Here is a 12,029-nt window from a genome sequence, read left to right as displayed (position 1 = left end):
GACGCCCAGCGCGGTCCAGTCGTTCAGCCGGAGGCCGAGGATGTGGTGGGCGTCGTCGACGCGCATGTACTCGATCCAGGCGCGGCCCACGCAGTAGGCGGCGACATAGAGCGCGAACGCCCGGCCGTGGCCCAGCTTGAAGCGGCGGTCGGCCCAGATGACCAGGAAGGCGACGCCGATGCACCACAGGGACTCGTAGAGGAACGTCGGGTGGTAGTACCCGGGCACGCGGCCGTCCGTCGAGGACGTGATGTGCAGCGCCCAGGGGACGTGCGTCTCCTTGCCGTACAGCTCCTGGTTGAACCAGTTGCCCCAGCGGCCCATCGCCTGCGCGAAGGCGATGCCGGGTGCGACGGCGTCGGCGTAGGCGGGCAGCGGGATGCCGCGGCGGCGGCAGCCGATCCAGGCGCCCAGCGCACCGAGCGCGATCGCGCCCCAGATGCCGAGTCCGCCCTGCCACACCTTGAAGGCGTCCACCCAGTCACGGCCCTGGCTGAAGTACAGCTCGTAGTCCGTGATGACGTGGTAGAGGCGGCCGCCGACGAGGCCGAAGGGCACCGCCCAGACAGCGATGTCGGCCACCGTGCCCGCCCGCCCGCCGCGGGCGAGCCAGCGTTTGTTGCCGAGCCAGACCGCGATGAAGACGCCGATGATGATGCAGAACGCGTAGCCGCGCAGCGGGATGGGGCCGAGGTACAGCACCCCGCGCGACGGGCTCGGAATGTAGGCAAGTTCTTCCATGGCAGGGTCGACGCTACCGTGCCGGGCGGGCCCGACGGCAGGCGGACCGGCTACGGGTCCATAACGGGCGGGCGTGAATCTCTTACCCCTTGTTCGCCTGCTGCACCAGTTGCTTCAGCTTGGCGGGGGTCAATGACTGGTCCTGGTAGATGTTCTTGCCGTCGAGCAGCACGGTCGGCGTGCCGCCGAAGTGGCCGGCCTTGAATGCGTCGTTCGACTTGTTCACCCAGCTGTCGTGGGTGCCGTCGTCGACGCAGGAGCGGAAGGCGGCCGTGTCGAGGCCCTTGACCTTGCCGGCGAGCGCGATCAGCTTGCCGTTGTCGCCGAAGGCGTCGTCGGTCTCCTTCGGCTGGTTCGCATACAGCACGTCGTGGTAGTCGCGGAAGAGTCCGGCGTCCTGGGCGCAGGCCGCAGCGTTGCCCGCGCGGAGCGAGCCGGTGCCGCCGAGATTGCCGTCGATCAGCCTGACCAGGTGGTACTCGATGCGCAGCTGCCCGGAGTCGGTCAGCTCGTGGAGGGTGGGGCGGTATGCCGTCTCGAAGGCCATGCAGGCCGGGCAGCGGAAGTCCTCCCAGATCGTGAGGGTCGACTTGGCGCCGTCCTTGCCCACCGGGATCGCGAGGCTGTCCTTGCCCTGCGCGCCGGAGGGCGCCACGGCCGGGCCCGATGCCTTGTCCTTGTCCTTGCCGGAGTTCGCGGCGACCACGCCGATCACCGCGGCGAGGCCCAGGACGCAGACGACGCTCGCGCCCACGATCAGCGTCCGCCGCCGCTTCTCCGCGGCCTTCTGCTTCTCTCGCTCGTCCGCCAGCCGCTCCCGGGCGGTGCGCTTTCCCTCACGGTTCTTCTCGCTCACACCCCCAGAACGAACCGGGGAGGCGCATTGCGCCTCCCCGGTCCCAGATCCACTCGTAAGGGGGATCTCCGTGACATGAGATGTCCGGCTACGCCGCCCCGCGCACGCCCTTGGCGAGCTCACCGGCGAGCGTGCGGACGGCCTCGACGCCGGCCGCGTCGTCCGGCGCGTCCAGCATCCGCTTGACGAAGGCCGAGCCGACGATCACGCCGTCGGCGAAGCCGGCCACCTCGGCGGCCTGTTCGGCGTTGGAGACGCCGAGCCCGACGCAGACGGGCAGGCCGGTGCCGGTGGCCCGGGTGCGCTCGACCAGGTTCTGCGCCTGCGCGCCCACCGATTCGCGGGTGCCCGTGACGCCCATCAGGGAGGCGGCGTAGACGAAGCCGCTGCCCGCCGCGGTGATCTGCGCGAGCCGTTCGTCCTTGCTGCTGGGCGCGACCACGAAGACCGTGGCGAGCCGGTGCTTCTCGGCGTGCTCCCGCCACAGCGCCGCCTCCTGCACCGGCAGGTCGGGCAGGATGCAGCCCGCGCCGCCCGCCGCGGCGAGTTCGGCGGTGAAGCGCTCGACGCCGTAGCGGTCGATGGGGTTCCAGTACGTCATGACGAGGATCGGCTTGCCGGTGGCCTCGTGGGCCTCCTCGACCGTCCGCATCACGTGCGCGATCTTGACGCCGCCGCGCAGGGCGATGTCGTCGGCGGTCTGGATGACGGGTCCGTCGAGGACCGGGTCGCTGTGCGGCAGGCCGACCTCGACGACGTCCGCGCCGCCGTCCAGGGCCGCCTTGACCGCCTCGATGCCGCCGTCCACGGTCGGGAAGCCGGCCGGGAGGTAGGCGATGAGCGCGGCGCGTCCCTCGGCCTTGGCGCCGGCGAGGGTGTCGGACAGCAGCTGAATGTTCCCGCTCACTTGGCGTCCCCCTCGATCTCGGCGGTGTCGGCCTCGTTGGCGGCGACCTCCGCGTCGGTGTCGTACAGGTTGAAGTAGCGCGCGGCCGTGTCCATGTCCTTGTCGCCGCGGCCGGACAGGTTGACCACGATCAGCCCGTCCTCGCCCAGCTCCCTGCCGACCTCCAGGCAGCCCGCGAGGGCGTGGGCGCTCTCGATGGCCGGGATGATGCCCTCGGTGCGCGACAGCAGGCGCAGGGCCTGCATCGCCGCGTCGTCGGTGACGGCGCGGTACTCGCCGCGGCCGGTGTCCTTGAGGTAGGAGTGCTCCGGGCCGATGCCCGGGTAGTCCAGTCCGGCAGAGATCGAGTACGGCTCGGTGATCTGGCCCTCCTCGTCCTGGAGGACGTAGGAGCGGGAGCCGTGCAGGATGCCGGGCTCGCCCGCGGTCAGCGTGGCCGCGTGCTCGCCGGTCTCGACGCCGTGCCCGGCCGGTTCGCAGCCGATCAGGCGTACGGAGGCGTCCGGGATGAAGGCGTGGAACAGGCCGATGGCGTTGGAGCCGCCGCCCACGCAGGCGATGGCGGCGTCCGGGAGGCGTCCGGCCCGCTGAAGGAGCTGGCGGCGGGTCTCCACGCCGATCACGCGGTGGAAGTCGCGGACCATGGCCGGGAAGGGGTGCGGGCCGGCGACCGTACCGAAGAGGTAGTGGGTGTGGTCGACGTTGGCGACCCAGTCGCGGAAGGCCTCGTTGATGGCGTCCTTGAGCGTGCGGCTGCCGGACTTCACGGCGACGACCTCGGCGCCGAGCATGCGCATGCGGGCCACGTTCAGGGCCTGGCGCTCGGTGTCGATCTCGCCCATGTAGATCGTGCAGTCCAGGCCGAACAGGGCGCAGGCGGTCGCCGTGGCGACGCCGTGCTGGCCGGCGCCGGTCTCGGCGATGACCCGGGTCTTGCCCATGCGCCTGGTGAGCAGGGCCTGGCCGAGCACGTTGTTGATCTTGTGGGAGCCGGTGTGGTTGAGGTCCTCCCGCTTGAGGAAGATCCGGGCGCCGCCGGCCTCCGCGGCGAACCGGGGGACCTCGGTGAGGGCCGAGGGGCGGCCGGTGTAGTTGACCAGCAGGTCGTCGAGTTCGCGGGCGAACTCGGGGTCGTGCTTGGCCTTGTCGTACTCGACGGCGACCTCGTCCACGGCGGCGACGAGGGCCTCCGGGATGAATTTGCCGCCGAATGCGCCGAAGTAGCCCTCGGCGCTGGGGACCTGACCCTCCGGGTCGGGGATGAAGAACTCGCTGGGCATGCGTATACCTCACGGTGAGTGGTGTGTGAACAGCACTGATCGCCGTGGGAGCGGGGCTTGTTCGACGGCTGTCAGCCGTCTGTGGCTTGTCGCGCAGTTCCCCGCGCCCCTAGAGGGCGCGCTGCCATCGCCGGCCGTTGACCTGCCCGGGTTCGTCGCCGATGACGTACCTGACCCGGCGGCCGTGGACGCGCCGGGCAGGGGCACGGCAACCACGAGGGCGGCAGCCGCGCGCGAGGCGGGCGTACCGGTCCGTGGTGGTCGTCGTGAGGGTCATCGTGGTGAGTCTATCGAAGGATCAGCCGCGTCCGTGCCGGAGTGCGGGGTGCTCGCCCGCCGCCACCAGGTCGGAGACCGCGGTCTTGGGGTCGCGGCCCGTGACCAGGGACTCGCCGACCAAAACCGCGTCTGCGCCGGCGTTGGCGTACGCGATCAGGTCGTGCGGGCCGCGGACGCCGGACTCGGCGACCCGGACGAGGTCGGCGGGGACCTCGGGCGCGACGCGCTCGAAGGTGCCGCGGTCGACCTCGAGCGTCTTGAGGTTGCGCGCGTTGATGCCGATGACCTTGGCGCCCGCGTCCACCGCCCGCTCGACCTCGTCCTCGTCGTGCACCTCGACGAGCGGGGTGAGCCCGATGGAGACGGCACGCTCGATCAGCGACTCCAGGGCCGGCTGTTCGAGGGCGGCGACGATCAGGAGGGCGAGGTCGGCGCCGTACGCGCGGGCCTCCCACAGCTGGTACGAGGTGACGATGAAGTCCTTGCGCAGGACCGGGATGTCCACGCGGGCGCGGACGGCCTCCAGGTCGGCGAGGGAGCCGCCGAAGCGGCGCTGCTCGGTCAGCACGGAGATGACGGCCGCGCCGCCCGCCTCGTAGTCCGCGGCGAGTCCGGCCGGGTCGGCGATCGCGGCCAGCGCTCCCTTGGAGGGGCTGGAACGCTTGACCTCGCAGATGACCTTGACGCCGTCGCCGCGCAGCGCGGCCAGTCCGTCCTTGGCCGCGGGAGCCTTCGCCGCACGCTCCTTGAGCTCGTCGAGGCTGACGCGCGCCTGCCGCTCCGCGAGGTCGGCACGGACTCCGTCGATGATCTCGTCGAGCACACTCACGCGAGCGGCCCCCTTTCAGACGGTTGACTGTTCAAGAGGTCGGACCAAGGGAAAACCCGTGGTCACTGCGATGGTATCCGCACCAGGTCGCGGGCCTCGCATCCGGTGGACGTCGCTCCCACTACCTGGACATTCCCCTGTTGATCAAGGATGCAGCCAGCCACCGAACGGCAGGTTCCGGACAATGCTGAAGACCAGCAGCAACGTGCCGAGCGTCCACAGGTGCACCGGCCCGGGCTCCCAGCGCAGCCGGCGGCCGCGGGCGGCGCGCACCACCCATACGGTCCACAGCACGGCGAAGCCCAGATAGCCCATGACGGCGAGCGCGTTGTCCTGGAGCGCCGCCAGGAAGTCCCCGTGGACGAAGGAGTACGCGCTGCGCAGTCCGCCGCAGCCGGGGCAGTAGATGCCGGTGAACCGGTACAGCGGGCACGCCGGGTAGTGGCCGGGCTGGTGGGGGTCCACGGTGCCCACGTAGGCGAAGGCGCCGGCGACGGCCGCGAGCAGCCCGGTGGGGACGGCGAGCCGGGACATCACCGTGGCTCCGGCGGGGGCCCGCGTCGGGGACTGGCTGTCGGCGTTCACGTCCCGCATTGTCCCCCGGAGTGCGCGAGGGCCGCCACGCGCGCGTGAGGGGCGGTCCGGTGCCGGACCGCCCCTCAGGGGTACGCGCGAGAGCCGTACGGGTCAGCTCTTGGAGGCGCCCGCGGAGGCCTGGCTCTGCGCCAGCGCGTCCTGGAAGTCCTTGTGCGCGTCCTTCGGCTGTCCCATGCCCATCGCGCTCATGATCCAACCGACGACACCGCCGATGACCACGATGCCCAAGCCGGCCCAGAAGCCCACGGGCTGAGCCATCACCATGAAGGCGCCGGAGACGCAGAAACCGACGAACGCGATCATGACACCGGTCCAGGCGGCCGGGGTGTGACCGTGGCTGCTGCCCGCCATTGCTTGCTCCTCATTGCTGTTTTCGTGTCTGAGCCGGACGCTCACGGGACATTGTCCCGCACGTGCGCGGGCGCGCCGCTCGGGGGTCCACCCCTCGCGCGTCGGCTCCGGTGGAGACGGGGCCCGACCCCGCGGGCGGAGCCGCTACGCGCCGGTGGGGTCCTCGCCGCGGTCGAGGGCCTTCCAGATGTCCTCGGGGCGGTCGGGGTCGGTGGGCGCCGCCCTGCGGCGGGGCTTCGGGGCGCCCGCGCGTTCGTAGCGGCCGGACATCGCGGGCCACTGCCGGCCGTAGCGCAGGGCGAGCAGGCCGGCGACGAGGAGGAGGGCGCCGCCCGCCGCCGCGACATAGGGCCAGGCGGTGTGGGAGAGGGCGTGCACGGTGGCCGAGGTGTCGCCCGCGGCCTTCGCGGCCTGCTCGTCGAGCGCGGAGGTGTCGGAGACGCCGAGCAGGGCGGCGGCGACGGTGCCGGCGCCGGAGAGCGCGAGCAGGGCCGCCACCAGCAGCCGCCCGGCCCTGCGGACGGCGAAGACGGCGACGAGCGCGGCGAGGCCCACTATGGCGAGCGCCGCGGGAACGCCCGTGACGTCACTGCCCTTGGCGGTCAGGTCGAAGGCGCCGCCGGCCACCGTGGTGGTGCCCTCCGACCAGCGCTGCCGGGTGGAGAGCAGCGCCACGGCCGCGCCGAGCGCACCGCACAGCAAGGCAATGGCGAGGCTTCGGCGACCGGCCCGCGCGCGGCCGTCGGCTTCGGAACGGGGGTGAGGAACAGCTGTCACGTACTCCACTATCACCCGTACCCCGGGTGAAGCGTCACCCGGGGCTCACGTGAGAAGCGCCCCATTGCGCGAGAGGCGCGCCTATTTGCCGCCCAGGCGGTTCGCCGTGTGCACCGCGCGCAGGACCGCCGCCGCCTTGTTGCGGCACTCCTGGTCCTCGGCGACCGGGTCGGAGTCGGCGACGATGCCGGCGCCGGCCTGGACGTAGGCCGTGCCGCCGCGCAGCAGGGCGGTGCGGATGGCGATGGCGGTGTCGGAGTCGCCCGCGAAGTCCAGGTAGCCGACGCAGCCGCCGTACAACCCCCGGCGGGACGGCTCGAGTTCGTCGATGATCTGCATCGCGCGGGGCTTGGGGGCGCCGGAGAGGGTGCCGGCCGGGAAGCAGGCCGTCAGGACGTCGAAGGCGGTGCGGCCGTCGGCGACCTTTCCGGTGACCGTCGAGACGATGTGCATCACGTGGGAGTACCGCTCGACGGACATGAAGTCGACGACCTCGACCGTGCCCGGTTCGCAGACCCGCCCCAGGTCGTTGCGGCCGAGGTCGACCAGCATCAGGTGCTCGGCGCGCTCCTTGGGGTCGGCGAGCAGTTCGTCGGCGAGGGCCTGGTCCTCCTGCGGGGTGGCCCCGCGGTGCCGGGTGCCGGCGATGGGGTGGACCATCGCCCGTCCGTCCTCGACCTTCACCAGGGCCTCGGGGGACGAGCCCACGACGTCGAAGCCGTCGAAGCGGAAGAGGTACATGTACGGCGAGGGGTTCGTCGCCCTGAGCACGCGGTAGACGTCCAACGCGCTTGCCGTGCACGGTGTTTCGAAGCGCTGGGAGGGGACGACCTGGAAGGCCTCGCCCGCGCGGATGCGCTCCTTGACGTCCTCGACGGCCTCCCGGAAGTCGGGGCCGCCCCACAGGGCGGTGTACTCGGGGAGTTCGGAGGGCGGCAGGACGGCGGGCGGCTGGGCGACCGCGCGCGTGAGGTCGGCCTCCATGGCGTCGAGGCGGGCGACCGCGTCGGCGTGGGCCTCGTCGACGCCCGTTTCGAGGTCGTTGTGGTTGATCGCGTTGGCGATCAGCAGGACCGAGCCCTCCCAGTGGTCCATGACCGCGAGGTCGCTGGTCAGGAGCATGGTCAGCTCGGGCAGCTTCAGGTCGTCCCGCTCGCCGGGGCCGATCTTCTCCAGGCGGCGCACGATGTCGTAGCCGAGATAGCCGACCATGCCGCCGGTGAAGGGCGGCAGGCCCTCCTGGTGCGGGGTGTGCAGGGCCTCGATGGTGGCGCGCAGGGCGGCCAGCGGGTCGCCGTCGACGGGGACACCGACCGGCGGGGTGCCGAGCCAGTGCGCCTGGCCGTCGCGCGCGGTGAGGGTGGCGGCGGAGCGCACGCCCACGAACGAGTAGCGGGACCAGGAGCGGCCGTTCTCCGCGGACTCCAGCAGGAAGGTGCCGGGGCGCTCGGCGGCGAGCTTGCGGTAGAGCGCGACCGGGGTGTCGCCGTCGGCGAGCAGCTTGCGGGTGACGGGGATGACGCGGCGGTCGGTGGCCAGCTTGCGGAACGTCTCGAGGTCCATGGCGGCTGACCTTACTGATCCGGGCCGGACGCGCCCGAATCGGCGTCCTTGAGAAGCACGCCCTCGTCGAAGCAGGTGCGCGCGCCGGTGTGGCAGGCGGCACCCACCTGGTCCACCTTGACCAGCACGGTGTCGGCGTCGCAGTCCAGCGCGACGGACTTCACCCACTGGAAGTGGCCGGAGGTGTCGCCCTTGACCCAGTACTCCTGGCGGCTGCGGGACCAGTAGGTGCAGCGGCCGGTGGTCAGGGTGCGGTGCAGCGCCTCGTCGTCCATCCAGCCGAGCATGAGCACCTCACCGGTGTCGTACTGCTGGGCGATGGCGGGGACGAGTCCGTCGGCGCTGCGCTTGAGGCGTGCGGCGATCTCCGTGTCGAGGCTGCCGGCCGGTGGCTTGCTGGTCATGGGTGCCATTGTGCCGCGCGGCACCGACAGTCACGGTGCCGGTCCACTGATCGAACACGGGGGCGCCGGGCGTCACGGCCGGGGGCGGTGGCCGGATGACGGGTGGGCGGACCCGGAGCGTGGTCGTAGGCTGACTGCATGTCGACTTTCGCCAAGCGTGAACGACTTCTTCTCGCCGACCTGTTGGAGGCCGAGGGCCCGGACGCCCCGACCCTCTGCGAGGGCTGGCAGACCCGCGATCTCGCCGCGCACGTGGTGGTGCGCGAGCGCCGCCCCGATGCCGCGGGGGGCATCCTGATCAAGCAGCTCGCGCCGCGCCTGGAACGGGTGATGGCGGAGTTCGCCTCGAAGCCGTACGAGGAACTCATCCAGCTCATCCGCACCGGGCCGCCGCGGTTCTCGCCCTTCCAGCTCAAGCAGGTCGACGAGATGTCGAACACGGTGGAGTTCTACGTCCACACCGAGGACGTCCGCCGTGCGCAGCCCGACTGGACGCCGCGCGAACTGGACGGGGTGTTCCAGGACGCCCTGTGGTCCCGTCTCGAACGCTCGGCCCGGCTGGTGGGCCGCGGCGCCCCGACGGGCCTGGTCCTGCGCCGCCCGGACGGCCAGACAGCGGTCGCACACCGCGGGACCCCCGTGGTGACGGTGACCGGTGAACCGTCGGAACTGCTGCTGTTCTCCTACGGCCGGCAGAACGCCGCCGATGTGCAACTGGACGGCGAGAAGGACGCGGTGGCGAAGCTGCACGACGCGAAGCAGCTGGGCATCTGAAGCCCGGTTCCCGTCGCGGTCAGCGGGGCAGTTCGGCGCGGCGCAGGCCGGGTACGGCCAGGGCGACGACGCCGCCGAGCCCGCACACGGCCGCGCTGACCACGAAGACGGGGCCGGTGCCCCAGGTGCCGATCGCGGTGGCGGACAGCGGCATGCTGAGCGGGGTGAGACCGAGGCTGACCAGGCTGGAGACGGCGGTCACACGGCCGAGGTACGCCGGGTCGGCGTGGGTCTGCAGCAGCGCCGCGCACATCGCGCCGCTGAGCCCGGTGAGCAGGCCGATCAGCAGGGCCGTACCGACGGCCAGGGGGACGGTCGGCGCGAAGGTGAGTGTCCCGACGGCGACCGAACCGGCGAGGATCGACCAGCCGGCCGTCCGCCCGGCGTGCGGCAGCCGCCCGCGCAACGTCAGCAGCAGTGAGGCGGCACCCGCGCCGACGCCGAACCCGGCGAGCACCCAGCCCATCCCGGCCGCGCCCCAGCCGCGCTCGTCGCACAGCAGGGTCAGACCGACGTTGAGGGGGCCGACGAAGCCGAGGTCGCCCAGGGCTATGACCAGCATCAGCGGCGCGAGCACGGGGTGCCGGCGGATGTGGCGCAGCCCTGCCACGAGGTCCTGCCCGGCGGTCGCGTCGCGCGCGCCCACCGTGTCGTGGAGCGGCAGTTGGCGCATCCGCACCGAGACCAGCAGCGGCACGGACACGGCGATCAGCAGTCCCGCGAGGGCGAACGCCGCCGTCGCCCCGCCGAGCGCCACCCCGAGCCCGCCGAGCGGTCCGCCCACCACGCTCGCGAACCGGATCGCGAGCCCCCGCATGCCCTGCACGCGCGCGAGCTGGTCCCGGCTCGTCACGCGCGCGGGGAGGGCGCCCACGGCCGGCAGGAACACGGCGTCGACGGTGCCGAAGACCACGGCGAGCAGGGCCAGCGGCCACAGGCCGGGGCTGGTCAGGAACAGCAGGGCGGCCACCGCGAGGACGGCCGCGCAGCGCACGGCGTCGCTGCCGATCACCACCCGGCGCGGCCCCAGCCGGTCCGCGATCACTCCTCCGCCCAGCATCAGCAGCGCCCGCGGCAGTGCGCTCGCCGTCATCACCAGCCCGGCCTGCGAGGGCGTACCGGACTGTACGGCGGCCCAGGACAGCGCGAGGTAGTAGACGCTGTCGCCGACCATCGAGCAGGTGAAGGCGGCGAGCCAGCGCAGGACGTTGGTGTCGCGGTGGGCGGGGAGCCCGGCGGCGAGCGCGGTCTCAGACACGGAACGGGAAGCCGTGGACGTGCACCGCGACGTGCTCGCGGCCCTCGGTGTCACCCGCGGCGACGGCGGCGCGTCCGCGCTCCTCGTACCGGCGCACGACGGCGCGCATCTCCTTGGCCAGCTCGGCCAGTTCGTCCGAGGTCAGGCGCAGCAGCCACTCCGCGGATTCGGAGGCGGTCGTCCAGTCGGCGCTCCAGTGCGCGCGTTCGTCGAGGTAGCGCCGGTACATCTCGGCGCGCTGCTCGAGGAAGAGACGGCTGGCGGCGGTGTGCGCGGCGGCCTTCTCCGGGGCGTCCCTGAAGTCCTCGTCGCGGATGCTCACCCCCTCGGAGGCGGGCTGCCACCACCGCTCGCGACCGTCCCCGCTCCCCGGCTCGGCCTCCTCGATCAGCCCGTGCTCGGCGAGCTTGCGCAGGTGGTAGCTGACCAGGGACACGGCCTCGTCGACCTGCTCGGAGAGCTGGGAGGCGGTCGCCGTCCGCGCGATGGTCAGCAGCCGGTACAGCTGCGCCCGCAGCGGATGGGCGAGGGCCTTGAGCGTGCCCACGTCCTTGATACGCCGGTCCCTCTCGCTGTCAGCCATGCGTCCGACGCTATACGCGAAGGAAAAATTGCACAACTAATTTTGCGCAACTTCTCTTTCGCATATGCCCACGAAAGAGCCCCGGCCAGGACGCGGCCGGGGCTCCCCGTACTTCCACGTACTAGCGCACCGGATGCCCGGCGTCCCGCAGCTCCCCCTTCACCTCGCCGATCCGCAGATCGCCGAAGTGGAAGACCGACGCCGCCAGCACCGCGTCCGCGCCCGCCGCGATCGCCGGCGGGAAGTCGGCGAGCCTGCCCGCGCCGCCGGAGGCGATCACCGGGATCGTCACGTGCTTGCGGACGGCCGCGATCATCTCCAGGTCGTAGCCGTCCTTCGTGCCGTCCGCGTCCATCGAGTTGAGCAGGATCTCGCCCGCGCCCAGCTCGGCGGCCCGGTGGGCCCACTCGACGGCGTCGATGCCGGTGCCCGTGCGGCCGCCGTGGGTGGTGACCTCGAAGGTGCCCTCGGCGGTGCGGCGCGCGTCCACCGACAGGACCAGCACCTGCCGCCCGAAGCGCTCCGCGATCTCGCGGATCAGGTCGGGGCGAGCGATGGCCGCCGTGTTGACGCCGACCTTGTCCGCGCCCGCCCGCAGCAGCTTGTCCACGTCCTCGGCGGTGCGCACGCCGCCGCCCACCGTCAGCGGGATGAACACCTGCTCGGCCGTACGGCGCACCACGTCGTACGTCGTCTCGCGGTTGCCCGACGAGGCGGTGATGTCGAGGAACGTCAGCTCGTCGGCGCCCTCGGCGTCGTACACCTTGGCCATCTCGACGGGGTCGCCCGCGTCGCGCAGGTTCTGGAAGTTGACACCCTTGACGACCCGG

15 protein-coding genes are annotated in these 12,029 nt (G+C 72.2%); 1 reads left to right on the top strand and 14 read right to left on the bottom strand.

The window, feature by feature from the left end; all coding sequences use genetic code 11:
• The 11 genes from lgt to hisI all read right to left on the bottom strand — a co-directional run.
• Positions 1 to 741 (bottom strand): prolipoprotein diacylglyceryl transferase (lgt, locus tag JYK17_RS39195; RefSeq protein WP_222812258.1); only part of this gene is annotated, 741 nt, incomplete at its 3' end.
• 82 nt (positions 742 to 823) lie between these two features.
• Positions 824 to 1,597 (bottom strand): DsbA family protein, encoded by a 774-nt coding sequence (locus JYK17_RS39190; protein ID WP_108013431.1) that lies wholly within the window; start codon positions 1,595 to 1,597, stop codon positions 824 to 826.
• A gap of 88 nt (positions 1,598 to 1,685) precedes the next feature.
• Positions 1,686 to 2,504, bottom strand: a complete 819-nt coding sequence (gene trpA, locus JYK17_RS39185) for a tryptophan synthase subunit alpha (protein WP_108013430.1) — start codon at positions 2,502 to 2,504, stop codon at positions 1,686 to 1,688.
• Positions 2,501 to 3,784: a tryptophan synthase subunit beta gene (trpB, locus tag JYK17_RS39180; RefSeq protein ID WP_108013429.1), complete on the bottom strand. Its 1,284-nt coding sequence runs from the start codon at positions 3,782 to 3,784 to the stop codon at positions 2,501 to 2,503. Before trpB ends, trpA begins: the two co-directional genes overlap by 4 nt.
• Positions 3,785 to 3,893: 109 nt before the next feature.
• Positions 3,894 to 4,061, bottom strand: a complete 168-nt coding sequence (gene trpM / locus JYK17_RS39175) for a tryptophan biosynthesis modulator TrpM (protein WP_164932276.1) — start codon at positions 4,059 to 4,061, stop codon at positions 3,894 to 3,896.
• 21 nt (positions 4,062 to 4,082) lie between these two features.
• Entirely contained in the window at positions 4,083 to 4,892 is an 810-nt protein-coding gene (gene trpC, locus JYK17_RS39170) for an indole-3-glycerol phosphate synthase TrpC (protein ID WP_108013428.1), read from the bottom strand.
• A 144-nt stretch (positions 4,893 to 5,036) separates the two neighbouring features.
• Positions 5,037 to 5,486 (bottom strand): DUF2752 domain-containing protein, encoded by a 450-nt coding sequence (locus JYK17_RS39165; RefSeq protein WP_108013427.1) that lies wholly within the window; start codon positions 5,484 to 5,486, stop codon positions 5,037 to 5,039.
• Between the two features lie 93 nt (positions 5,487 to 5,579).
• Complete coding sequence (locus JYK17_RS39160; protein WP_108013426.1) at positions 5,580 to 5,840, bottom strand: HGxxPAAW family protein; 261 nt, start codon at positions 5,838 to 5,840, stop codon at positions 5,580 to 5,582.
• Between the two features lie 144 nt (positions 5,841 to 5,984).
• On the bottom strand, positions 5,985 to 6,626 hold the full coding sequence (locus JYK17_RS39155; RefSeq protein WP_108013425.1) for a TIGR02234 family membrane protein: 642 nt from the start codon (positions 6,624 to 6,626) through the stop codon (positions 5,985 to 5,987).
• Between the two features lie 72 nt (positions 6,627 to 6,698).
• On the bottom strand, positions 6,699 to 8,180 hold the full coding sequence (locus JYK17_RS39150; RefSeq protein WP_108013424.1) for an anthranilate synthase component I: 1,482 nt from the start codon (positions 8,178 to 8,180) through the stop codon (positions 6,699 to 6,701).
• A gap of 11 nt (positions 8,181 to 8,191) precedes the next feature.
• A complete protein-coding gene (hisI, locus tag JYK17_RS39145; protein ID WP_108013423.1) occupies positions 8,192 to 8,584 on the bottom strand; it encodes a phosphoribosyl-AMP cyclohydrolase in 393 nt (130 codons plus the stop codon).
• Between the two features lie 138 nt (positions 8,585 to 8,722).
• On the opposite strand from hisI, the gene JYK17_RS39140 reads away from it, so the two are divergent.
• Entirely contained in the window at positions 8,723 to 9,358 is a 636-nt protein-coding gene (locus JYK17_RS39140; protein WP_108013422.1) for a TIGR03085 family metal-binding protein, read from the top strand.
• A gap of 19 nt (positions 9,359 to 9,377) precedes the next feature.
• Here the strand turns inward: JYK17_RS39140 and JYK17_RS39135 are convergent, their stop codons facing one another.
• From JYK17_RS39135 to hisF, 3 genes are all read right to left on the bottom strand, one after another.
• On the bottom strand, positions 9,378 to 10,616 hold the full coding sequence (locus tag JYK17_RS39135) for an MFS transporter (protein WP_108013421.1): 1,239 nt from the start codon (positions 10,614 to 10,616) through the stop codon (positions 9,378 to 9,380).
• Positions 10,609 to 11,199, bottom strand: a complete 591-nt coding sequence (locus JYK17_RS39130) for an ArsR/SmtB family transcription factor (RefSeq protein WP_222812257.1) — start codon at positions 11,197 to 11,199, stop codon at positions 10,609 to 10,611. The genes JYK17_RS39135 and JYK17_RS39130 overlap by 8 nt, the downstream gene beginning before the upstream one ends.
• Before the next feature lie 121 nt (positions 11,200 to 11,320).
• Positions 11,321 to 12,029: imidazole glycerol phosphate synthase subunit HisF (gene hisF, locus JYK17_RS39125; RefSeq protein ID WP_222812256.1), on the bottom strand; the 709-nt coding region annotated here is incomplete at its 5' end.

Origin of the sequence: Streptomyces plumbidurans (assembly GCF_019857225.1) — a bacterium.
GTDB classification, from domain to species: Bacteria; Actinomycetota; Actinomycetes; order Streptomycetales; family Streptomycetaceae; genus Streptomyces; species Streptomyces plumbidurans.
Note: the sequence above shows the minus strand (reverse complement) of the source record. Positions and strands in the feature narration are given on the sequence as shown.